At 58.0% G+C, this 23,037-nt stretch carries 16 protein-coding genes; 8 read left to right on the plus strand and 8 right to left on the minus strand.

The genetic code is table 11. From position 1 onward, the window contains the following. Window positions 1–244: 244 nt before the first annotated feature. Window positions 245–1,459, minus strand: coding sequence for an argininosuccinate synthase (locus tag PSR62_RS07080; protein WP_274407099.1), 1,215 nt, complete (start codon window positions 1,457–1,459; stop codon window positions 245–247). A gap of 123 nt (window positions 1,460–1,582) precedes the next feature. Here PSR62_RS07080 and larB point away from each other — a divergent pair, with 123 nt between their 5' ends. Beyond that, window positions 1,583–2,443, plus strand: coding sequence for a nickel pincer cofactor biosynthesis protein LarB (larB, locus tag PSR62_RS07085; RefSeq protein ID WP_274407100.1), 861 nt, complete (start codon window positions 1,583–1,585; stop codon window positions 2,441–2,443). Between the two features lie 31 nt (window positions 2,444–2,474). Here larB and PSR62_RS07090 read toward each other — a convergent pair whose 3' ends face one another. Further along, window positions 2,475–3,566, minus strand: coding sequence for a potassium channel family protein (locus PSR62_RS07090; RefSeq protein WP_274407101.1), 1,092 nt, complete (start codon window positions 3,564–3,566; stop codon window positions 2,475–2,477). A gap of 168 nt (window positions 3,567–3,734) precedes the next feature. On the opposite strand from PSR62_RS07090, the gene PSR62_RS07095 reads away from it, so the two are divergent. From PSR62_RS07095 to PSR62_RS07110, 4 genes are all read left to right on the plus strand, one after another. Continuing rightward, window positions 3,735–4,679: an NAD(P)H-hydrate dehydratase gene (locus PSR62_RS07095; RefSeq protein WP_274407102.1), complete on the plus strand. Its 945-nt coding sequence runs from the start codon at window positions 3,735–3,737 to the stop codon at window positions 4,677–4,679. A 79-nt stretch (window positions 4,680–4,758) separates the two neighbouring features. Beyond that, complete coding sequence (locus PSR62_RS07100) at window positions 4,759–5,730, plus strand: bifunctional riboflavin kinase/FAD synthetase (protein WP_274407103.1); 972 nt, start codon at window positions 4,759–4,761, stop codon at window positions 5,728–5,730. 15 nt (window positions 5,731–5,745) lie between these two features. Further along, window positions 5,746–6,738: a DHH family phosphoesterase gene (locus PSR62_RS07105; RefSeq protein ID WP_274408182.1), complete on the plus strand. Its 993-nt coding sequence runs from the start codon at window positions 5,746–5,748 to the stop codon at window positions 6,736–6,738. Window positions 6,739–6,803: 65 nt separating this feature from the next. Next, on the plus strand, window positions 6,804–7,658 hold the full coding sequence (locus PSR62_RS07110; RefSeq protein ID WP_274407104.1) for a hypothetical protein: 855 nt from the start codon (window positions 6,804–6,806) through the stop codon (window positions 7,656–7,658). 508 nt (window positions 7,659–8,166) lie between these two features. Here the strand turns inward: PSR62_RS07110 and PSR62_RS07115 are convergent. Then, window positions 8,167–10,038: an ATP-binding protein gene (locus PSR62_RS07115; RefSeq protein WP_274407105.1), complete on the minus strand. Its 1,872-nt coding sequence runs from the start codon at window positions 10,036–10,038 to the stop codon at window positions 8,167–8,169. Window positions 10,039–10,372: 334 nt separating this feature from the next. On the opposite strand from PSR62_RS07115, the gene PSR62_RS07120 reads away from it, so the two are divergent. Further along, complete coding sequence (locus PSR62_RS07120; protein ID WP_274408183.1) at window positions 10,373–11,173, plus strand: tetratricopeptide repeat protein; 801 nt, start codon at window positions 10,373–10,375, stop codon at window positions 11,171–11,173. 494 nt (window positions 11,174–11,667) lie between these two features. Here the strand turns inward: PSR62_RS07120 and rsmH are convergent, their stop codons facing one another. Genes rsmH through PSR62_RS07135 form a run of 3 tightly spaced genes read right to left on the minus strand, consistent with a single transcriptional unit; the run spans window position 11,668 to window position 14,124 of the window. After that, a complete protein-coding gene (rsmH, locus tag PSR62_RS07125; RefSeq protein ID WP_274407106.1) occupies window positions 11,668–12,642 on the minus strand; it encodes a 16S rRNA (cytosine(1402)-N(4))-methyltransferase RsmH in 975 nt (324 codons plus the stop codon). Further along, entirely contained in the window at window positions 12,639–13,694 is a 1,056-nt protein-coding gene (locus PSR62_RS07130; RefSeq protein WP_274407107.1) for a sugar phosphate isomerase/epimerase family protein, read from the minus strand. The genes rsmH and PSR62_RS07130 overlap by 4 nt, the downstream gene beginning before the upstream one ends. A gap of 37 nt (window positions 13,695–13,731) precedes the next feature. Beyond that, complete coding sequence (locus PSR62_RS07135; protein WP_274407108.1) at window positions 13,732–14,124, minus strand: acyl-CoA thioesterase; 393 nt, start codon at window positions 14,122–14,124, stop codon at window positions 13,732–13,734. 155 nt (window positions 14,125–14,279) lie between these two features. Between PSR62_RS07135 and PSR62_RS07140 the strand changes: the two genes are divergently transcribed. Together PSR62_RS07140 and PSR62_RS07145 are read left to right on the plus strand one after the other, a co-directional pair. Next, window positions 14,280–17,942 (plus strand): bifunctional proline dehydrogenase/L-glutamate gamma-semialdehyde dehydrogenase, encoded by a 3,663-nt coding sequence (locus PSR62_RS07140; RefSeq protein WP_443217370.1) that lies wholly within the window; start codon window positions 14,280–14,282, stop codon window positions 17,940–17,942. A gap of 6 nt (window positions 17,943–17,948) precedes the next feature. Next, window positions 17,949–18,272, plus strand: a complete 324-nt coding sequence (locus PSR62_RS07145) for a DUF167 domain-containing protein (RefSeq protein ID WP_443217372.1) — start codon at window positions 17,949–17,951, stop codon at window positions 18,270–18,272. A 1,785-nt stretch (window positions 18,273–20,057) separates the two neighbouring features. Here PSR62_RS07145 and PSR62_RS07150 read toward each other — a convergent pair. Further along, window positions 20,058–21,020 carry a hypothetical protein gene (locus PSR62_RS07150; RefSeq protein WP_274407110.1) on the minus strand — a complete coding sequence of 321 codons (963 nt, stop codon included), beginning with the start codon at window positions 21,018–21,020 and terminating at the stop codon, window positions 20,058–20,060. 463 nt (window positions 21,021–21,483) lie between these two features. Further along, window positions 21,484–22,545, minus strand: a complete 1,062-nt coding sequence (locus PSR62_RS07155) for a DUF1573 domain-containing protein (RefSeq protein WP_274407111.1) — start codon at window positions 22,543–22,545, stop codon at window positions 21,484–21,486. Between the last annotated feature and the right edge of the window lie 492 nt (window positions 22,546–23,037).

Raw genomic sequence — 23,037 nt, forward strand, 5'->3', positions numbered from 1 at the left:
AAGCGAGGGGAGGGTCGAGCATCGGAACCAGCGCGTAACCCTCCCCGGCCCGAAGCGGGCCGACCCTCCCAAAGGGAGGGTGAAATAAAACAGCACAACCTCGGCAACGGGAATGCTTGTGGCTGGGAGGCAAACGAGCATCCAGCCAGAGCTGTGCGCAACGAAAAACGGCGAGGGATGAACCTCGCCGTCGACGTTGATTGGCAGCGGCTTTCGCGGACGCTTGAGTCGGTTGGTCAGTGAATCAGAACTTGCGTGGTGAAACGCGGCCCTGAACTCGCGAAGGCAACCCTTGGATTCGCAGGAACCCTTCGGCGTCGTCTTGGTTGTACGTGCCGCCGCCTTCCATGGTCGCGATTTCTTCGTCGTACAGGCTGTTCGGGCTGGTTCGCGAAGACACCATGATGTTGCCTTTGTAGAGCTGCAGCGTGACTTCGCCGGTCACAGGACGCTGAGCCGTTTCGATGAACGACAGAAGTGCGTCCATCTTGGGTGTGTACCAGAATCCGTAGTAAACCAACTCGGCAACTTCGGGAGCCATGCGGTCGCGAAGGTGCATCAGGTCGCGGTCCATGGTGAGTTGCTCGATGTACATCAACGCGTCGTACAACACGGTCATGCCGGGGGACTCGTAGACGCCGCGGCTTTTCATGCCGACGAATCGGTTTTCCACCATGTCGATCCGACCGACGCCGTTGCGACCGGCGATGTCGTTGAGCGACTCGACCATTTCGAGGGCACTGACGGCTTTCCCATTGAGCGTTTTGGGGACCCCTGATTCGAAGCCGATCGTGACTTCTTCTGGTTTGTCAGGAGCATCCTGTGGCGAAACGCCCATGCCGAATTCGACCAGCTCCACGCCGTTGATGTCGAGTTCTTCCAGTTGGCCAGCTTCATAGGAAATGTGCAGGACGTTTTCGTCACTGCTGTACGGTTTCGCGGTCGAGGCTTTGACGGGAATCCGTTTGACGTCGCAGTACTCGATCAGTTCGGTGCGGCCTGGGAAGGCGTCGCGGAACGATTTGATTCGCCAAGGAGCGATCATCTCGATGTTTGGGTCGAGAGCTTCGGCAGCCAGTTGGAAGCGGCATTGGTCGTTGCCTTTGCCGGTTGCTCCGTGAGCGTAGGCGGTCGCACCGACTTCGCGAGCGACTTCCAGGCAAACCTTGCTGATCAGTGGGCGAGCGATCGAGGTGCCCAGCAGATAGATTTGCTCGTACTTGGCTTGCCATGCCAGCACGGGGAACGCAAAATCGCGGCACAGTTCTTCGCGAACATCCACCAAACGAGACGACTTGGCCCCGCAGGTGCGAGCCTTCTCCATGATGGCGTCGCGGTCCTCACAAGGCTGCCCAAGGTCCACGTAGACACAGTGGACTTCGTAGCCTTGGTCCTGGAGCCAGCCCAGAATGACGGACGTATCGAGACCACCGGAATAGGCTAGCACACAACTTTTCATCTCAGATCTGCATCCAAATGCGGGGGAATCGGCTATGTTTGAAGGTCTCGCATTTAAGTTGTCCGGTGCGAAACACGCAAGGACGGTCAGAAGGATCCTGGCCGGAAAGTCAAGCAGAACGCTATGAACCCACCCTCCAATCAGCCGCCCTCCCCTGCCCTGCTTCAAATTTTGCAGGACCTCGCTGCGGGTCAAACCAACGTGGAATCCGCCGTGGAATCGATCCAGGCGTGTTCGCTGGGGGCCTCCGCCGAGATGCAAGCCTTGCCCGGCGCGACCGTGGATTTGGGCCGCCAAGCTCGCTGTGGTTTTGGCGAAGTGATCTACGGAGAAGGCAAATCAACCGATCTGATGACTCAGATCGTGCAAATCCAGATCGCGGCCGGCCAAGGGTGCTTGATCACACGAATTGATGCGACCGCGGCGGCTCAGTTGCGGCGAGTGTTCGAAAACACGCGGTACAACCCCGCCGCTCACACGCTGCGAATTGGCAGTGGGGACGAGAGTTTGGAGCCGATCGGCATCGAAGGTCACTCGACTCACGTGGCCGTCGTCACCGCCGGCAGCACGGATGCAAGCGTGGCCGAAGAAGCCGCCGAGACCTTGGCTTGGATGGGAATTGCCTGCGAACGGATTGAAGACATCGGCGTCGCTGGGCCGCAGCGATTGCTGGCCGCGGTCCCTCGATTGCGATCCGCTGCCGCCATTGTGGTGGTCGCGGGGATGGAAGGTGCCCTGCCCGCCGCACTGGCTGGACACGTGGCAACACCGGTCATCGCAGTGCCCGCCAGCACGGGCTACGGAGCCAATTTTGCCGGGCTGACCCCGTTGATGGGCATGCTGACTTCGTGTGCTGCGAATGTGGCGGTGGTCAACATCGACGCGGGCTTCAAAGGCGGCTACTTGGCTGGTTTGATCGCCAGTGGAATCGCAACCGCGAAGGCGGAAGCAACCGCTGCGGATGATTCGTCCGAAGAAGCATGATCCGGTGAGGCGTCTGGGGCGCTGGCTCTGATCAGCCTTTCACGCCTCGATCAAGAGTGGCTTGCCGCTGCACCTGGTGAGTCAAGCACAGTTCGGTGATGTCGTTCTGATGCCCGACCACGATCACAATGTCATTGGCTTGCAGGATCAAGCTTCCGCTGGGGTTCATCTGAATCGGTTCTTCGCCGCGTTTCACCCCCACAATTAGAAAACCTCGGTTGCCGCGAACTTGGATGTCATCGAGCGGTTTGCCAATCAAGGATGAGTTGCTGCTCAGTCGCAGTTCCTCCAAACTCAATCCAATCGCGGACAACTCTTCGCTGATCCCATGTGATAGCCCGTGAGATTCCAGCACCGCAGAGGCCGTGGGACGGATCAGCAGCTGAGTGGCTCGCATTGCACCGATCGCGGCCGCCATCACGACATGGTTGGCTCCGCAGCGGATCAGTTTCTTTTGAGCCGAATGGTTTTCGGCTCGCGAAACGATCTCGACCGTGTCGGCGAGGTCTCTCGCTGTCACACAAATGAAGGCGTTGGCTGCATCGTTGGGCAGCAAAGTGGCCAAACCACGGGCGTGACGGATGCCGGCGGCCAGCAGGGTGTCTTCGTCCGTGGCGTTGCCGACCATGGCCAGCATCCCAGCTTGTTGGGCTTGTTCGACTCGCGATGCGCTTTCGTCGATCACCACAAACGGTTGGTGAAGTTGTTGAAGTTCTTCGGCAACACGAACGCCCATTCGCCCGAAACCGCACACGATCGTGTGCCCTCGGAGACTAGCAATGCCTTGGCTCATTTTTCGATTCCTAAGGAGGCTTTGGAGTTCGCCATCGACTAAAAACTGAATGAATCCGCCGACGGTGTAGATGGCCGCGCCGTATCCCAGAACGATGATCGCGATGGTCAGCGTTCTCAATGCGGGGGTGTCGACCGGTTTGACTTCGCCGTAGCCGACACCAAAGATCGTGATCACGACCATGTAAATCGCGTCGCTGAGCGTCCATCCCATCTGCACGTAGGCAATGATCGCGACCGTGCAGATCATCAGGAACACGGCGAGGCCAAGCAGGATTCGACGAAGCGGGGTGGGCGGCATGGCAAAGAGAGGTGGCGATCGAGCGGGCATCACGAATCCACGGAACTGGCGGTGGTGACGGAGCCGGCAATCAAAACGGCAACGTGAACTTGGATCCCTCGAGCCGCTCGGTCTTTGCACGTCGTTTGCATTGGTGACTCTCTGATTGATACGTTGATCTTCATCTGCCTGCCACGATCGACAATCCCCGAGCATGAAATGTCATCCGTTGTGACGCCAACCATTTTGACTCAGTCTACCAACCCACCTCCGCTGCGGATTCCACGTCGTGACGTGTCCGCCCACAAAGGCAATTTTGGTCGGGTGTTGTTGGTCGGTGGTTCACGCGGCATGGCGGGATCGATCTCGTTGTCGTCCATCGCGGCGCTGCACACCGGATCGGGACTGGTCGCCGCGGCGGTTCCGGATTGCATTTTGGACTGCGTCGCAGGATTCCATCCCGCGATCATGACTCATGGGATGCCGGACGACGGGCCGAAGTTTGCTGATTCGGCGTGGGAATCGTTGCGGGATCTCTTGCCCGCTCAAGCCGCCGTCGGATGTGGTCCGGGGATCACCACGGGACTTGGGGGAGCCACGATCGTGGCAGGTTTGCTGGCGAAAAAAGATCTGCCGGTGGTTTTGGACGCCGATGCGCTGAACATCATTGCCGAGCAGGATTGGTTGCGTGACGACCGGTTTCAGCGAAGCAGCGAGGACGCGGCTTGCGTGTTGACGCCGCACCCGGGTGAATTGCAACGGTTGACGGGAGCTCCCGCAAACGACGTCGCTGCGCAGCTCAAGGCGGCGGAGGAATTGTCGAGGCGATTGGGACTGACCATCGTCGTCAAAGGCGGGCCATCGCACGTCGTTTCGAAAACGGATGGTCAAACGTGTTCCATTTGGCAAAACACGACGGGCAATCCTGGGATGGCGACCGCTGGATGCGGCGATGTGCTGACCGGGGTGGTGACATCTCTGTTGGGGCAAGGGCTGAGCGGTTCCGATGCCGCGCGGCTAGGGGTGTGGATTCACGGCCGCGGTGGTGATGAGGCGGCGGCCCGGGTCAGTCTCGCTGGCATGACCGCGGTGCATGTTTTGGAATCACTGGCAATCGTCGCGGATGAAATCACGACGGAGGCGAGTGAACGCGATGGGATCTGACGAAATCGAGGTGAATCAGGCATACTGAGCACGCATCGCCTGATTCCTTTTGGTTCCTCCCCTGCCCTGCCCCGATTGAATGACCTCCCTGATCCACTTGAGCGACCTCGCGGGCGACCCCGACCTGCATCAATCGCTTCAAGGGGGCGCGATCAGCATCGGCAACTTTGATGGGGTTCACCTGGGACACCGGGCTTTACTGGATCGGGTTCGACAGCATGCCGAACGGGTCGGCGGCAAAGCGATCGCGATTGTGATGGACCCGCACCCCGCGTCGGTGCTGCGGCCTCACGGGGCGCCACCCAAACTGACCACCCTGCCCCGCCGGGCGGAACTGATGTCCGAGCTGGGGATCGATCATTTGCTGGTCTGCGAGGCGACTCGCGAATTTTTGAACCAGACCGCGGAAGAGTTCTTTCAGCGATTGATCGTGGAACAATTGTCGGGCAAAGCGATCATTGAAGGACCGAATTTCTTCTTCGGACGCGATCGGGCTGGCAACACAACTCGTCTGAAAGAGTTGGCGGAAGAACGTCAAATTGACGTCGAAATTGTGGTGCCATCGGTTCGTGACGAACGCCTGGTCAGCAGCTCACGAGTGCGTGAGGCCATCGCATCGGGGGACATTCCACTGGCCAATCAGATGCTCGGCAGTCAGTACTGTTTGACTGGCACCGTGACGACAGGGGAGCAACGAGGTCGAACGCTGGGGTTCCCCACCGCGAACTTGAGCGGCGTCGAGACCTTGATTCCGGAGCACGGCGTGTACGCGGCGATGGCTTGTTGGGAGGAAACCGATGGCCGGACCCGCCATCCTGCCGCGGTTCACATCGGCCCCAACCCGACGTTTGATGAACGCCAGGAAACCAAGATCGAAGCTCACCTGCTCGACTACGATGGTGATCTTTATGGCAAAGTGCTCACGCTGACTTTGGTGAGCCAAGTTCGGAGCGTGCAAAAGTTTGCCAGCGTCTCCGCTTTAAAACAACAACTGCAATTGGATTTGCAAACCGTTCGAGAGACGGTTTCATCTCTGCCCTCACATTCTTGAATGAAAGATCCGCTCGTGGGAGTCAACTGGAAAGCGTTCGTCGACCAGATTCAACACTATCAATCGTTTGTTTTGGTCAGCCACATTCGACCCGATTGCGATGCTCTGGGCAGTGAGCTGGGGATGGCAGAGGTGTTGCGGACGGTTGGGAAAGATGTTCGCATCATCAATGCTCACCGAACTCCGCCTGCTTTGTCGTTCCTGGATCCTGCCGGCAACATCGAAGTGCTGGGCGATTCCGTCGAAGCCGAAGATGTGAAAGCGGACTGCATCATGATTCTGGACACCAGTGCGTGGGCACAACTGGGTGACATGGGCGATGTCATTCGTGCGTCTCGCGCGGACAAGATGGTGCTGGATCACCACGTGGGTGAGGATGAACTGGGGGCGAGGATGTACAAAGACTATCAGTCTGAAGCGACCGGTCATTTGGTGGTGCAGGCCGCGGACGCGCTCAACGTGCCGCTGACGCGAACGATGGCGACACCTTTGTTCGCAGCCATTGCGACGGACACGGGCTGGTTCCGGTTCCCGAGTGTCACGTCGGACACCTATCGAACGATCGGCCGTTTGATCGATGCGGGCGTGGTCCCCAGTGAGGTGTACGGGGACCTCTATGAACGCGACACGCTCGGGAGATTGAAACTGCGCGGATTGATTCTTTCTCGAACAACCACCGAGATGGATGGCACACTGGTTTATACCTCCGTCCACAAAGAAGACTTTGAGTTGTGCGGCGCGCAACCCAACGACACCGAAGATGCGATCAACTTGACCTTGGCGATTCGTGGCACCCAAGCCGCCGTGATTTTTGTTGGACAGGTGCGGGGTGGGTTCAAACTGAGCTTCCGCAGCCGATGTGGGGTCGATTGCAACGAGGTCGCTCGTCAGTTCGGTGGCGGTGGCCACAAAGCCGCTGCGGGGGCGTTCTTGGAAGGCACCCTTGATGAGGTCAAAGACCGCGTGCTGCCGGTGATGCGAGAAGCACTCGCTGCTGCCTTGGGTTAGACTGAAGTCAGAACCTGATTGACAGTCACATCACTCCTCGCGTGATGGACCACGTGGGAGTTTCGATGACTGGACATCGCATTGTGTGCCCTCGCTGCAAGACGACCTTGCAGCTTCCCGTCGCGACGGGGGCGTTGAAGGTGAAGTGCCCGAAGTGCGAGCTGATGCTTTCGGTTCGTGCTCCCACCACGTCGGCTGTGCCCATCAGTGTTCCTCCCGAGAACTTGTTCGAGAACCTGCCCAGTTCAGGTTCTTCAGCAGCGGCACCGCCGAGCTCCGTCTTTCGTCCGTCGGGGCCGGTCACCGTTTACCAACCACCCAAACCTGCGAAGAAACGGGGTGGAGGATCGAACGCCGCTCTGAAGATCATCAGCACGATCGTTGGGCTCGGCGTGCTGAGCGTCGTGTTGTGTGCGGGAGGGATCTTCGCGATCGGATACTTGAATTCGCGTCACAGCGGTTGGACTTCGGTGACGTACAAAGGCTACACCGTCAGCATGCCTGCCGGTGAAGACCGGAGAGACAAGTCGCAGCAGTTTCCAGGCACGACCGTTCATGAGCTCACGGGAAGACGGAAGGAAACCGGATCTCAGTATTCGCTGGTGGTGGCCCAGTTGCCGTCGGCCATTCGACAAAACATTCCCATTGAGGAGTTGTTGCGGGACATGATGATCCGGTTGTCCAATCAGTACCCGGTCACTCGATCGGGCGTGGATGGAATGGCCGGCACCATGCAGTCAGGGATGGGCGGGATTCAGGGATCGGCGTGCGAAATCTTTGTGCACAATGGAAATCTCATCGTGGCAATGTATTCGCCTTACTCAGAGATCCGAGACCTGGTCGGCGGCCAGCGCGAGCCCGTTTCCAATGAGAGTGAGCTGGACAAGCCTTCGGAGTTCTTCGACTCGTTGGAGTTTTAGAGACAACCATTGGGCGCAGCGGAATGTATCCCCCATCAAGTGTTGCTGAACCAGAGTAGAACCATTGTCCCCAATTGTTTGCGTGGGTCGTCGCTACCGTCGAGTTGCGTGACGCGAACGGTTGGAAGTGGGCTTGGTTGCGACGAGGCCTGGCCTTTGAGGGCTGCCTGACGGAACAGTTGAGACAACTGTTCTACTCTGGCTTCGCGATCCTCGCCCCATCCGGGGCGACCGTTTGTTTTCCGGCATCGGTCTCTCGGGGCTTCCACCCCGAGCGAAGCATGACGGCCCCATCCGGGGCGAAACCCAGACGCCAGCCACCACTTATTTTTCGAACGTGCTCCGCGACTGCCGATGCTCTTCACGCCGTTCTAAGCAGTTCGGCAGGAGTCTTTCAGCATTTAGTTTTTTTTGGGTAGCGTCGTTGCTCCCACGTACAACCGGGGCTAACGCCCAAACGGCTCACTTCGTTGCACCCGATCACTCCTGCCGACCTGCTCAACAGCCCCTACGCTTGGGTTTCGCTGCGTGAGAGTTCGTTGATGTCGGTGCCGGTGGCAGGCAGGATCATTCGGAAGCGGGCTCCGCCACTGGGCGAATCGTCCACGGTCAACGAGCCCCCGTGTTCACGCAGGATTTTGGCACTGACGGGCAAGCCTAACCCGGTTCCGCGAGCACCTTTCTTGGATTCAAACAGCGAGAAGATTTGTTCGCGGTCTTCTTCGGGGACGCCTTCGCCGTCGTCTTCGACGTCAACGATCCAGCCTTGAGCGGCATCGTAGAATGTTTTGACCAGCACCCTCTTGGTAGCCGCATCAATCGCGTTGGTGACCAAGTTCAGAACCGCTCTGTGAATGGCTTCGCCGTCAAAGGTGGCAATCGGCAGCGTGTCTTCCGGTTCAGACACCAGTTCGATTTCGCCCTGCCCTGCCCTGCTCTGCATGAGTTCGACCACGTCATGGACGACCTCGTTGAGGTTGCCTTCTCGCAGCACCGGGTCACGTTCCTTGGAGAAGGTCAGCATGTCGAGCACGAGGTTGCTGATTCGTTCTTGGTTGCGATCGACGATGGACCAACCACGACGGATGGCGTCGGTGTCATCCTTCTGCAAACCCGATTCGATCAGGTAGCTGCCACCGCGAACGCCTTGCAGGATGTTCTTGATGTGGTGTGACAGCGTCGCAATGGTTTGGCCCATCGCGGCCAAGCGTTCGCCTTGCAGGAGTGCGGAGTAGTAGAACGTGTCCTCGATGGCGAGTGCGGCTTGGTGTCCGACCGCGGTGATCAACCGCAGGTGTTCATCGTGGAAGCGAGTTGCCCCGCCCTTGCGAACCAGTTCCCCTGGCGTGGTGTAGGTGTCGACATACAGCATGCCAACGATTTCGTAGCGACCTTGCAGCGGAACGCAGAGAGCTTCGCGTACGCCGCCTTGGACGATCGATGCGGCGGAATCAAATCGTTCGTCGTCCAGTGCGTCGTTGGTGCGAACGCCCTGTTTGTGTTGCAGCACATAATCCAAAATCGTGTGGCTGATCTGGATCCGGTCGTGGGATTTGGACGAGGGGTTGGGTTGGGGGGCGTCGGTCGCCGAGTCTCGGTCGCACCTGGCCGCGGGAGTCAGTCGTTTGGATTCTGGGTCGCGAAGCATGATGCATCCGCGATCAGCCTCGACCCAGTCGAAGACCAGTTTCAAGACTCGATCCAAAACCTCGTCGAGATCATCGGTCCGTCCCACGGCGATGGCGGTCAAGTACATCACTTCGAGCGATCGGTCGGCATCGAGTCGACCGATAACAGGTGGTCCGTGGAATTGCCCGGTTCGTTCGGGCGCGACGACCGACGAATTCTGTCCTGCAGTGCGAGATGGATCCGATCCCATTTCGATTGGTGGCGGGATCGGTGGCGGCAGTGTCGTGGCCGCGGACGTTGGCTTGGGGGTGGGGACAGCGGCCGAGGAGGCTCCCTCCGGTGAGTACGGCGAGACGACCCCTTCTCGAGACAGCGAGGAAACGATGTTGCTGGCGTCGCCCCCGCGGACTTGGCGAACGATGTCGACGCCGTGAGCTGCATCGAGGGCGGACACGTTGCCCGTTCCGGTGAAGATCAGCAGCGTGGAGCCAATTTCAATCCGATCGCCGCTGGTCAAAACGTGCCGCGTGATTTTGCGGTTGTTGACCAGCGTTCCGTTGCTGCTGCCTAAATCGACCAGTTCGTAGCGACGGCCGGTTCCATCGCCGCGAATCTCGGCGTGACTGCGGGAGGCCTCGTTGTCGAGCAACTGCACATTGTTGCTGGATTCCCGTCCCAGTCGGGTGACGGTGGACGCAAGCTGGAAGTGTTTTCCCTGGTCACGTCCTCGAATGACGAACAACGAAGCCATACAAAAATCAACGCGGGGCGAGAACGAGTTTCACGGACAGATTCTAAGTCTAGTTCACACAAGATAACTTGCTGCGAAGCGTTCTGTTTGGCTACCGTCCAGATCGGATCCCTTTCTGCCTGGATCCGGCTCTCAAATTGGAAGGAACCCTATTTTCCGCATGCTAGGCTCGGCGATTCCCATCGAGCGACGTTGGCCCTCACCTTGGGTGTCTCGAGGTGCGTGGCTGGGGGTATGCGCTGCATGGTTTCTACTGGTTGGTTGCAAAACCGTGGCTCCCGTCCATGTTTGGCGTCCTCCGGAATTGTCTGTGGAGCCAACACAAGTCGCTTTCATGGGCATCTCGGGCCCTGATGAATGGACGGAACCGATCGAAGAAGCTCTGTTGGCCGATCCGCCTACTCGTTGGCAATTGATCGCAGCGGATCAATTGGAGGGGGTGGCAACCATTCGGCTGGTCTCGGGGTTCGAGGAAGAACCGAGCGACATGGCGGTCAGTTCCGCCGCCAGACGCCAAGGGCTGCGATACCTGTTGCATGGCGAAATCTTGCAAGCAACTGGGCACGAAGAGCGTGAAGACAAGGTCAGCCTCTCTTGGCGATTGACCGGTTTGCAGCCCGGCACGAAATCCGCCGGGATGCCGATCACGGTGGACGAAGCCTTGATCTCACGACGCTACCCGCAACTGATGAATGTTCCTGATCTGGCGGAGCGAACCCGTCGTGCGGCAGTTCTAGAAACCAAGCGACTGCTGGCCGCCAGCGTTGATCGTCAACAAGTCGCGTTGGCCTCCCCACGCATGCTGCCGGGCAGCCGAGCGATTCGGCGCGGCAATGAGTTGGCTCGATCGGGCAATTGGCCAATGGCGGAACAGGTTTGGAATCAAGTGTTGGAATCTCATCCCCGAAATCCAGCGGCGCTGATCAACACTTCGATCGCAGCGACAGCCCGGCAAGACTTCACCACAGCCAAGGACCGCATTTCCGAGGCGGTCCGCCGGTCGGCTTTTTCACCGGCGAACAAGTCACTGGCGGAAGAGACTCTGGTTTGGATCGAACTGCGTCAGCGTGATTATCACAACGCGTTTGACCTGCCACCGCCGCCTGAAGGCTGGCTCATCTCTCGCGGCGAGTGAGGTGGCATCAGGTGCATGAGCGAAGCGAACGGCGGCCGAGCATCAGAGTAGAACCGTTGTCCTCAACTGTTCCGTCGGGCAGCCTTCAACGGCCGGGCCTGGACTGCGAAATGTTTGCGATTGGTGTTCTGATAGCGGGTGCAAACTTTCTTCTCGGCGTCTGTCTTTCTTCGTCCTGGTAGGGATGTCAGATGGTAGCCGGGGGTTGCTTTCTCGTACGATGGGCTTCCAAGCCCGTCGACCCAAAAATGGAAGCTGGACGCGTGAGCGAGTTCGGTCTCGGGGCTCACACCCCGAGCTAATGACGATGGCCCCTGCCGGGGCGATATTCATGAACTTCGCTAGGAAAGCGGTCTTGCGGTTCTTAAATCTCGTTTCATTAGGCACTGATTCGGATCCCGCCAGGGGCGGGGGAGCCAAAGCTGCACGAACTCCTTGTTCAGAAGAGCGAAGGTATGCTTGCGACGTTGGATACCTCCGAAATTCTGCGAACGCTAGACGCGCTTGGCGACTCGGAGTTTGGCGCTGCGACTGCGGGGGTTCGCTTGGACCTCTTCCTCGGTGGGGCGCAGCGGTTTCCGTGTCAGAATTTCCCAGCGGTCGTCCTCTCGAAATGCATTTTTGACAATGCGATCTTCCAGCGAATGAAAGCTGATGATGACCGCTCGTCCGCCGGGCGCGATCCAGTCGGGAGCGGACTGCAGGGTTCGCGTCAGCCCGCCGAGTTCATCATTGATGGCGATCCGCAGAGCCTGGAAGGTTCGCGTGGCAGGATGGATGTCGTGGTTGCGTGAACGGGGCACACAGCGACGGCAGATCTCCACCAACTCGCCGACTTGGGTGACCGGGTTGCGCTCGCGGGCTCGCAAGACGATCTGTTTGGCGATGCGGCGACTGAATCGTTCTTCGCCGAATTGATAGATCGCGTCGGCGATTTCTTTTTCGCTGTGTTGTTGCAGCCAGCGATAAGCCGGAACACCATTTTCAGGATCGAACCGCAGATCCAGTTCCGCGTCTTCGATCGTGAAGGTGAACCCCCGGTTTCGGTCGGCCAGTTGATCACTGGACAAACCCAAGTCCAGCACCAAAGCATCGGCGTGCGTCAGGTCCAACGCATCGAGTGCCTTGGGCGAATTTTCATAGCTGCCCAGAAACAATTCGATTCGCGGGTCGTCTTGGATCCAAGCCTTCTGCTCATCACGCCGAACCACCGCGGGATCGCGATCAATCGCAATCACGCGTGGTGTACCGGATGCGGTGTCGGCATCAGCCAGCACATCGGCCAGCAAACGCGTGTGCCCACCGCCACCGTAGGTGCCATCGATGATCGTGGTGGGGTTGATTTCTCGAACCCAATGCACGATCTCATTTGGCATCACGCTGACGTGTTCTGTTTCCGCGGGGGCTGCCTCCGCGGAAGACGTCTCAGAAACTTGGTCGGTTCGATCCTCTGGCTGCGACGCTGTCACGCGGTCTCTGCCTTGATTTGCGCCAGCGTTTTGGTGCAGTGCAGTGCCGATTCAATTTGGCCGTGGATCTTCTGCAGTCGTTCAGCGTCACCGCCACCGACCTCGGCGGCCACCCAGCCTTGGAAATTGATTCCTGCGAGTGCCTTGCGGACGCTGGCCCAGTCGATGTCGCCTTCGGTGACGTCGGTGAAGCGACCTTGTTCACGGGAGAATCCCTTGATGTCCAGTTTGCCGATTCGGTGTCCCAGCGTTGTCACCCATTCGGCCACGTCGCCGTACTTCCAGTGATTCCCCAGATCGAATTGGACACCGATCCAAGGTGTGTCGAAGGAGTCGATGAACTCCGCCAAAGGCTGAGCCGATTGCTTTTCGTCTCCCCCGTGGTCGTACAAGAAATGGTTCCAGACGTTTTCGATCAGGATTTTGACGCCCAGTTTCTCGGCCAGAGGAACGGCGCGATCGAGGGCTTCGAAGGCGCGCTGGCGAACTTCTTCGGCCGTGCCGTCTTTGCCATGACCGGGAACGATGAGGAACGTGTCCGCTCCCAAGTCGGCGGTTTGTTGCAGCGACTCCTCGAGCAACTGCTGAGCTTTCTTACGAGTCGCAGCTTCAGGGCTGGTGTGCGTTGTGCCCCAGTGGTAGCCACCGACCGTTCCGTCGATCGTCAAACCGGTTTCCGTGGAGGCGGCGACCATGGCTTGGACGTCCATGCCGGGCGAGGTGTTCGGTTCCACGCCTTCGAATCCCGCTTCTTTGGCGATTCGGAATCGCTCGATCCAAGGGTTGGCGGCGTCCGACTTCCCAGTTCGGATCATGCCAGCTTTCAGGGACTGCTTCAGATAGCCGGTGCTGGTTGGGGCGGCGTTTCCGTTCTGTTCGGCTGCCCAAAGTGCCCTGCCCTGCCCCAGCAATCCGTTGGCATCGGTGCTCAGCGGGGAGGGGCTGACTTGATGAGCCAAGTACGCGGCGTATCCGACCGCGGATGTCGTTCCCAGACGGCGAAGGAACTGGCGGCGGTTGCTGATCGATCGAGCGGGTTGGTCAGGACGCATTGGGAGGGCACCAGGAGGGAAGGAGTCAAAGAGGTTTTCAGGTCAACAATGCTTCGGGAACACGTTGCAATTGACCATTCTTATCAATCACCGCCAATGTCACGGTCGCTTGCACGAGCAGTTCGTTGCCACGGCGGATTTCATACTCATGGATGATTTTAGCTGCCGTGATCTTCGCGATTCGGGTCACGATCTGAATTTCATCATCATAACGTGCGGAGGCACGATAGCGACAATCGATGTGGACGACCACGACATACAGCCCGGCTTCTTCGACTTCGCGGTACCGCCCCCCCGTCGAGCGCAGGAATTCAGTGCGGCCGATTTCGAAATATCGCAAATAATTCGAATGGTGAACCAATCCCATCGGGTCACATTCGTCGTAGCGAACACGTAAATGGAACACATGTTGCGGCAAATCTGTCGTCATTGCAGGCGTCTTTGGGTCGCGGCGGAATGCCATTGAGAATTCGCTGTGAAAACAGGCGGTTGCAAGTTGAGAAAGTTTAGCCGTCAATGGGCGCTAGGCGAACCTCGTTTGTTAGATCTTCGTTTCTGCGAAAAATTCTTGTTAAGGATCGTGTCTTGAATCAGCCTGAACCAGCCTCCTCGTCCACGTTGCAGGATTTCGATCCCCATCAAGATGCTGCCGCCGCGATTGAACTGGCCGCCGATCTGTTGCGGGAATCGCGAGCGCTCCAGACGCCGCAGGAACGCCGCCAGCAATCTGAGCTGGATCGCATGATCGGCCACGATGCTGACAAGGCCACCCTGGTCGAAATGACGGACCAGGCTTTCCGTACACACACGCCAGCCCGTGTGGCGGACCAGATGACTCACCTGCTGGATTTGCAGGGCATCCCACGATTTTTCAGCCCGGTCGAACAAGCCATGCTGAAAGGGTTTCAGTCCTTTGGCGAGTACCTGCCCGGTGTGGCCGTGCCGCTGGTCAAAGAAAAGATGCGCCGCGAAACGGCCAATGTGATTCTGCCTGCGGAACCAGATCTATTGACTCCGCACTTGGCATCCCGCCAACGTCACGGCGTGGCAATGAACGTGAACTTGCTCGGCGAAGCGATGCTGGGCGATGAAGAAACTCGCAAACGGATGCAGTCGTTCTGCGAGTTGCTTCGCATGCCGGAGGTGCGGTGCATCTCGGTCAAATTGACCACCCTCTACAGCCAGGTATCGCCGCTGGCCCGGAATCACACGATCCGGATGGTCGCCGATCGATTGGAGCGTCTGTACCGCAACGCCAATCACATGGACGATGGTTCCAAGGCGAAGGACAAGTTCGTTTACCTGGACATGGAAGAGTACAGCGATCTGTACCTGACCGCAGACGTGTTGCGAGAGACCTTGGAACGCGATGACTTGGAATCGGTCCAGGCCGGGATCGCACTGCAAGCCTACGTGCCGGATTCCTGCTTGGTGATGCGTGATCTGATCGAGTGGTCGGCGAAACGAGTTGCTGCTGGCGGTGCGCCGCTGACGATTCGTTTGGTCAAAGGCGCCAACCTCGAAATGGAACGCGTGCATGCCTCCGTCGGTGGTTGGCAGGTGGCTCCGTACACGAACAAACACGACACCGATGCCAACTTCAAACGGATGTTGAAGGAATTGCTCATCGCTGCGGCGGCAGGCAATCTTCGCGTGGGGGTGGCTTCCCACAACCTGTTTGATGTGGCGCTGGCCAAAATCTGGACGCAACGTTTGGGTGCGTCCGATTCGGTCCAGTTTGAAATGCTGGAGGGCATGGCCAACCATCAACGTCGCGCGTTGACCGAACGCGATGCGGCGATGTTGCTGTATGCACCGGCCTGCCGCAAATCCGACTTCTTGCATGCGATCACGTATCTGATTCGTCGCTTGGATGAAAACACGGGCGCCGAAAACTTTTTGCGACATGCCTATCGATTGCAGCCCAACACGCCGGACTTTGATCTGTTGGCAGGTCGATTCAAGGATGCATTGTTGGATTGCGAGACGGTCTCGGTCCAGCCTCGACGGACGCAGAACCGACACCAGACTCCTGTGCAGCCACCTGCGGCGGAGCACTGGACGCAGTTCGTGAATGAACCCGATACCGATTGGTCGCTGCCCCACCACTCGACGTGGGCACAAGAGACCTTGGATCGTTGGAAACCACTTTGCGATGAGCAAGCGATCCGCGTGACTCCCGTGTTGGTGGGTTTGCCCGCTGCGGACTCGCTCGAAGGAGACGACCGGGTTTCTGCCGAATGGTTCACCACTGACGATGTCTCTCGGCCTGGTGTCGTGACGTGCCGGTACAAAAAAGCGACTTCCGCTGCGGTGGAGTCCGCCGTTCAGGCGGCCAGTGAGTCGACATGGGCCAAAGATCTTCCGGTCGCAGAACGCCACACGATCCTGCGTGCGGTCGCCCAATTGGCTCGCGAGAGACGTGGGGATTGGATCGGCAGCATGGTGGCTGGAGCGGGCAAAACGGTTGCTGAAGCAGACCCAGAAGTCAGCGAAGCGATCGATTTCTTGGAGTTCTATCCGCTGACCATGAAGGCCTGGGACGAGTGCGCTGGGATCCAGTGTGAACCACGCGGCGTGGTTGCCGTGATCACACCTTGGAACTTCCCTCTGGCGATCGCCTGCGGTGGCATCGCAGCGGGCATCGCCGCAGGCAACCCGGTGGTTGTGAAACCATCGATGCAAACCTTGTTGCCGGCTTGGGAGATGTGCCAAGCGTTCTGGGATGCGGGGGTTCCTCGTGACGCGTTGCAGTTCGTGATTTGTGACGACGAAGTCGCCGAGGAGTGGTTGGTCAAAAATCCGATCGTCGACACCGTCATCTTGACCGGTGGCACATCGACCGCGAAGCGCATGTTGGATGTTCGCCCCGACCTGCACTTGTTAGCTGAAACCGGTGGCAAGAATGTCACGATCGTGACCGCGATGGCGGATCGCGACTTGGCGATCAAGCACGTGTTGCACTCGGCGTTTGGGCACAGCGGGCAAAAATGCAGCGCCACGTCGTTGTTGTTGCTTGAAAACGAAGTCTTTGACGACCCCGGATTTCGCGAAACGTTGGCGGATGCGGTGCGGAGTTTGCCCGTCGGTTCTGCATGGGATTTGCACACCCGAGTGACTCCATTGGTCGATCCACCGACTGACAAACTGCGACGTGGTTTGCAAGAGCTTGAAAGTGGAGAGTCTTGGTTGGTGATGTCCGAACGCATCGATGGCAATCCAACGCTCTATCGCCCTGGAGTGAAGTGGGACGTGCAGCCCGGTAGCTTCACTCACACGACCGAATTGTTTGGACCTGTGATGGGTGTGATGCGATTCGGGCGATTGGAAGAAGCGATCGAGATTGTGCGTTCGACCGGCTATGGTTTGACCAGCGGCTTGGAAAGTTTGGACGATCGCGAAATCAAACTCTGGCGAGAATCCATTCCTGCTGGCAACCTGTACATCAACCGTCCAACGACCGGTGCGATTGTGTTGCGACAACCATTCGGCGGCGTCGGTCTTTCCGCGTACGGACCAGGGATCAAAGCCGGCGGGCCCAACTACGTGCTCGCACTTTCTCGCGTCACGCATCAGAGCGATTGGCAACCGTCCACGGACGAGGTGGACGCTTCGCACGATCAGCTCGATCGCATGCGAGATTGGATCGAGCGTGGTCGCTACTCCGAGGAAATGTTGGGGGATGCCCAGAAGTTCCGAATCGAACGCGCGATCACCTCGCAAGAGATCGCCAACGCGACGGATTTTGCATTGGAGCACGACACTTATCAGTTGGTTGGCCAAGACAACATTCGTCGCTACCGATCGGTGAACGGGATGACGGTTCGAATCGAGCAAGGCGATGACATTGTCGATGCGATCGTGGCCATATCTGCCGCGGTGTGCGTCGGGACTCAGTTCACGCTTTCTTTGTCGTCGGAACTGGATCGGTCGATGCGAGCGATGCTCGAAACCACGGCGGATTGGTTGCCTGGTTTGATCGATCCGATCGATGAGTCCGTGGAACAACTGGTCGAGCGAGTGGAAGCGGGTGGTGTCAGCCGGATGCGAACACTGACGCCCGCGAAAGAATCGATTCGTCGAGTTTGTGGGCGAAACTTCATCACGGTCATTGATGAACCGGTCGTGGATCATGGTCGCATCGAATGCCTGCGGTACTTGAACGAGCAATCGATCTCGCACGACTATCACCGTTATGGCAACCTGGGACGTCGATCAGCCAATTTCTCGAAGACAGAAGGTGAATGAGTCGCCGTGAGTGAATCAAATGTCGCGCTGGACCGACAGTGCGAAGGACTGACATGGAAGTTTCGCGTGCGGGTCACTCCCAAAGCGAAGAAGGCATCCGTGGGTGGGCTGCACGACGGAGCGTTGAAAGTGTCGGTTCACACGGTGCCCGAAGATGGCAAAGCCAACAAAGCGGTCATCGCTTCGCTTGCGAAATGGTTGCGCGTCAGCAAGGGCCGTGTGGCGATCGTCGCGGGCGAAACCTCTCGGCTGAAGACGATCGTGGTCGAATTCAAGTCGCAGGACGAGATGAACGCTGCCGACGCAAAGCTGAAAAAAGAGTTGTCGTGATTTCGCGAAAGCGTTTTTGATCTCGCTCTGATCGGATTTTGCTGTTTTTTCGTGCGGGATAGTGTTGGTCGTTTCGGCTGTTTCTGGCTTCGCTCTCTTCGCCCCGGACGGGGCCGACTTCATTAGCTCGGGGCGGAAGCCCCGAGACATTGGATGCAAATTCAAAAGGTCGCCCCGGATGGGGCCGTCGTTGCTGTCGCCGCGTCGCGTGACGCGGACGGTTGGCAATGGGTTGGGTGGCGATGAGGCCCGGCCGTTGAGGGCTGCCCGACGGAACAGTTGAGACAACTGTTCTACTCTGGCCTTGCGGTCCTCGCCCCGGACGGGGCCGACTTGGTTAGCTCGGGGCGGAAGCCCCGAGACATTGGACGCAACTACAAAAGGTCGCCTCGGATGGGGCCGTCGTTGCTGTCGTCGAGTCGCGTGACGCGAACGGTTGGCAGTGGACTTGGTTGCGATGAGGCCTAGCTGTTGAGGGCTGCCCAACGGAACAGTTGAGACAACTGTTCTACTCTGGCCTCGCGGTCCTCGCCCCGGACGGGGCTGTCGTGGGAAACAGAGTAGAACATTTGTCCCCAAATGTTTGCGTGGGCCGTCGCTGTCGTCGAGTCGCGTGACGCGAACGGTTGGCAGTGGACTTGGTTGCGATGAGGCCTGGCTGTTGAGGGCTGCCCGACGGAACAGTTGAGACAACTGTTCTACTCTGGCCTCGCGGTCCTCGCCCCGGACGGGGCTGTCGTGGGAAACAGAGTAGAACATTTGTCCCCAAATGTTTGCGTGGGCCGTTGCTGTCGTCGAGTCGCGTGACGCGAACGGTTGGCAGTGGACTTGGTTGCCGACGATGCCTGGCCTTTGAGGGCTGCCCGACGGAACAGTTGAGACAACTGTTCTACTCTGGCCTTGCGGTCCTCGCCCCGGACGGGGCCGACTTGGTTAGCTCGGGGCGGAAGCCCCGAGACATGGACGCAAATACAAAAGGTCGCCCCGGATGGGGCCGTCGTTGCTGTCGCCGCGTCGCGTGGCGCGAACGTTTGGCAGTGGACTTGGTTGCGATGAGGCCTGGCCTTTGAGGGCTGCCCGACGGAACAGTTGAGCCAACTGTTCTACTCTGGCCTCGCGTTCCTCGCCCCGGACGGGGCTGTCGTGGGAAACAGAGTAGAACATTTGTCCCCAAATGTTTGCGTGGGCCGTCGCTGTCGTCGAGTCGCGTGACGCGAACGGTTGGCAGTGGACTTGGTTGCGATGAGGCCTGGCTGTTGAGGGCTGCCCGACGGAACAGTTGAGACAACTGTTCTACTCTGGCCTCGCGGTCCTCGCCCCGGACGGGGCTGTCGTGGGAAACAGAGTAGAACATTTGTCCCCAAATGTTTGCGTGGGCCGTTGCTGTCGTCGAGTCGCGTGACGCGAACGGTTGGCAGTGGACTTGGTTGCCGACGATGCCTGGCCTTTGAGGGCTGCCCGACGGAACAGTTGAGACAACTGTTCTACTCTGGCCTTGCGGTCCTCGCCCCGGACGGGGCCGACTTGGTTAGCTCGGGGCGGAAGCCCCGAGACATGGACGCAAATACAAAAGGTCGCCCCGGATGGGGCCGTCGTTGCTGTCGCCGCGTCGCGTGGCGCGAACGTTTGGCAGTGGACTTGGTTGCGATGAGGCCTGGCCTTTGAGGGCTGCCCGACGGAACAGTTGAGCCAACTGTTCTACTCTGGCCTCGCGTTCCTCGCCCCGGATGGGGGCGACTTCATTCGCTCGGGGCGGAAGCCCCGCGACATGGGCTTGGATCCAGGTCAGTTCTTGTTTGGTGCTTCGGTGCCAATCTCGGCAATGTCCTCGCCTTCAATCAATCGGTCCAGATTTTCGATCCTCCAAAGATCTGCAACTCGCCACTGCTTCGCCCGATCGCGATCGAGGTCCTTCCACTCATACATGACTTCGGTGTGTCGCTCCACAATCTTTGTTTCATTTCTCGTCTTGAACGTCACCACTCTCATTGATTCAGGAACATACAACCCATTGTGTTTCGTGTAGGTGTACTCACCTTTGAAAATGGGGTTCCACGAATTGTTTTCATGCAAGGACACCCGCTTGCCAACGATCAGCAGGGTCTCTGCGTCGAAGTAAAAAAACAACCTGCGTTTTCTCCCAACGGATTTTTCCACCTCAATGCGAACGACCGCTTCGTTCGCTGTTTCGCGAATGAGCTGTTGGTTCGCTGTTGGGGTAGTTCGTTGCGACTTTGTCCTCTCAAAGGATTTTCCTGCGGGGTCCATGAAAAGCGGAAAGTTTACGATGCCAAACAGTGGGAACGCAGGAATCCCTTCCAATCCATGGAAATAATAGGGGGAGATTTCTTTTGGGAACTTGGCTCGGCGTGATCCGCCCGGAAATTTTCGGGCCACGAGATCGTTGCCAATCAGACGCCCCGAATAGACCTCCATTCTGCTGACGCTCTGTGCCGAATCGTTCGTAGGACGATCTGAAGAACTCCGCCCACTGGAACGCTCGTACTTTTTCAGTCCAACCACCATGTCGTCTTCTTCACTCGCCATCGTCCGCCCCTTCATCTCCAGGAAATAGGATTGGCCAGTTTCCGGCGACATGTCAGTGAATCCGCTGTACAAAACGTCGTAATCCCGAATCTCCGCCATGGCGGCATAATGAGCCTGGAAATAGTGCTCGCCGGAGCCAAGCGGTGCTTCCTGGGCCGTCCCAGCAGTTGTTCCGGTAAGGAGCAAAGCGACAAACGCCAAGCATTGCGTTCGCCATGTGCAAGATTTGACGGAGCGAAGTCGCTTGGAAGGAAGACGATTCATTCTTTTGCTTTCTCAATCGTAATAACAAGAGTCAACGAAGCATCCATCACAACCCGAACGCGTGAGCGAGGGACTCCACCCAACTCCCACGACGGCCCCATCCGGGGCGACCGTTTGTTTTCCGGCATCGGTCTCTCGGGGCTTCCACCCCGAGCTAAGCACGACGGCCCCATCCGGGGCGAAACCCAGACGCCAGCCACCATTTGTTTTTTGAACGTTCCAGGGGGAAGGTGATGATAAACGCTAGGCAACACAGCACTTAAAAACCGCACGACCTCGAAGCTGGGCGAGGGGAGTCAGCACGTTTCAGATGAAGACTTGCGCAAACGCTTAGCAAACACAATCCCAGAGATTCTGTCGCCCAGGCCAATACTCAAGCCGCTCCCAGGATGAAACTGAGTCATTCGTTCCTGCCTGCTTCGTCTGTGAGTGATTTCTCGAAGATCTTATAGGAGAGATCTTCGGTCACGGAATGTTCGCCCCATCGAACCAGAATTCGGATGCTCGGTTGTTTTGCTTTTGGGCCGCCCGGTTCAGATAAGAGATCACTCAGTTTCTTCGCGGTTGCCACCGGAATCTTGACAGAAGCACGGCAGAGAGAATCGGAAACATCATGCACTTTGCCGAACCCTGTTTGCCCTTCAAAACTCCATTCGACGATAGGCTTTCCCGGTGACCTTTGTTTTTCAGTCGGCTCATCCTTGTCATCGTCATCCAAGGACCGAATGACAGTCAGTGTGGATTTGAGCGAGCCATCGCCGCTGGTCCTGAATAGCAACCGCGATGGTGCAACCTTTAGGTGCTGCCTTGGTTGGATGAGCACCTGGCAATCCACTTGAGTGTTGGTTGGCGGATGCCGCATGGACATAACCGCGAAGCACTCACCTGAATTGGGCGGTAGGTCCACATCAATGTGGCCAACTCCAGATTGATCAAAGTCCCCGAATGAGAGGCCAACCCGTTCGTCATTGCAGTTCAATTCCAGGAGCCGATGATCCAGAGCAGGGTCAACGAACACGGGGAGCTCAAATTGATAGACGCCCGGTTTGCTGCCGTACTGCAAGGTCGCAAATGGACTGTCGAAAGAGAAGTGACCGGAAACTGCGTAGTTCAGGGTGAGCCTGAGGTTGCTTACGCCTGCACCGGGTCGCTTGAACGAGACATGGACAGTTCCCTGTCCTCGCCTGAGTTGTTTTTGAGGCTTCAACGCAACGGTGAGACGCCTGGTTTGACCAGGCAGCAGAGGCCCCTCTTCGAACTTCGCGTCGGCACAGTTGCAGTTGAGGATGATCCCTTCGAAATGCTCTTCCGCCTCGGTGTCATTGACCACATCAATCGATATCTGCGTTGTGTCTGATGCCGGGACACTGCCGATATGAATCTTACGGCTGTTTGTGATCCTTGCGGAGCTGAGTTCAAATCGCTTCACCTCCTGGCTGAACGCCAGAGGATCTGCATTCAAGCAGAGGATGAATGCACCCAGGAACAATCTGACAAGCACAGCGGACACCCCTTTCAAACAGGTCAAGAAAACGCTTGTTTGGTCCAACCAAATGGTTGGTGAGATAACCGCCACAGATCTCTACTGCTCAAAGTTAGGGGGGGGGGCGCGATTAAGTCAAGTGTTTCTGGAAAGAAAATGAAGGGGCATAAGCACCGCAGCTGAAATGGTTCGGCAATACTCACGTAGGCGAGTCTCTCTGAGACTCGCAGTCCTTAGCGTCTCGGAGAGACGCTGCTAAGCAGGTCGGCTGGAATGATCGGGCACAACCATGTGAGCCGTTTGGGCGTTAGCGCCGGTTGCGCGTGAAAACCGTGGCTAACGCCAACGGCTCACATACCCGATGACACCTGCGCACCTGCTTAGTGGTTTCACCGAATCCATTGTGCCAATGTGGTAGGGAACAACGATACAATCATTGTCGATACCCCACTGATTGTTCCCGCGTCCCGT

Origin of the sequence: Rhodopirellula sp. P2 (genome assembly GCF_028768465.1) — a bacterium.
In the GTDB taxonomy this organism is placed as follows: Bacteria; Planctomycetota; Planctomycetia; order Pirellulales; family Pirellulaceae; genus Rhodopirellula.

Bases quoted from the DNA above. Each gene is read 5' to 3' on its own strand.
- PSR62_RS07135 (WP_274407108.1), bottom strand. From the start codon at position 14,124: ATGACGACAGATTTGCCGCAACATGTGTTCCATTTACGTGTTCGCTAC.
- PSR62_RS07095 (WP_274407102.1), top strand. From the start codon at position 3,735: ATGTCATCCGTTGTGACGCCAACCATTTTGACTCAGTCTACCAACCCA.
- PSR62_RS07080 (WP_274407099.1), bottom strand. From the start codon at position 1,459: ATGAAAAGTTGTGTGCTAGCCTATTCCGGTGGTCTCGATACGTCCGTC.
- PSR62_RS07110 (WP_274407104.1), top strand. From the start codon at position 6,804: ATGACTGGACATCGCATTGTGTGCCCTCGCTGCAAGACGACCTTGCAG.
- PSR62_RS07120 (WP_274408183.1), top strand. From the start codon at position 10,373: ATGGGCATCTCGGGCCCTGATGAATGGACGGAACCGATCGAAGAAGCT.
- PSR62_RS07090 (WP_274407101.1), bottom strand. From the start codon at position 3,566: ATGCCCGCTCGATCGCCACCTCTCTTTGCCATGCCGCCCACCCCGCTT.
- PSR62_RS07100 (WP_274407103.1), top strand. From the start codon at position 4,759: ATGACCTCCCTGATCCACTTGAGCGACCTCGCGGGCGACCCCGACCTG.
- PSR62_RS07130 (WP_274407107.1), bottom strand. From the start codon at position 13,694: ATGCGTCCTGACCAACCCGCTCGATCGATCAGCAACCGCCGCCAGTTC.
- PSR62_RS07115 (WP_274407105.1), bottom strand. From the start codon at position 10,038: ATGGCTTCGTTGTTCGTCATTCGAGGACGTGACCAGGGAAAACACTTC.
- larB (WP_274407100.1), top strand. From the start codon at position 1,583: ATGAACCCACCCTCCAATCAGCCGCCCTCCCCTGCCCTGCTTCAAATT.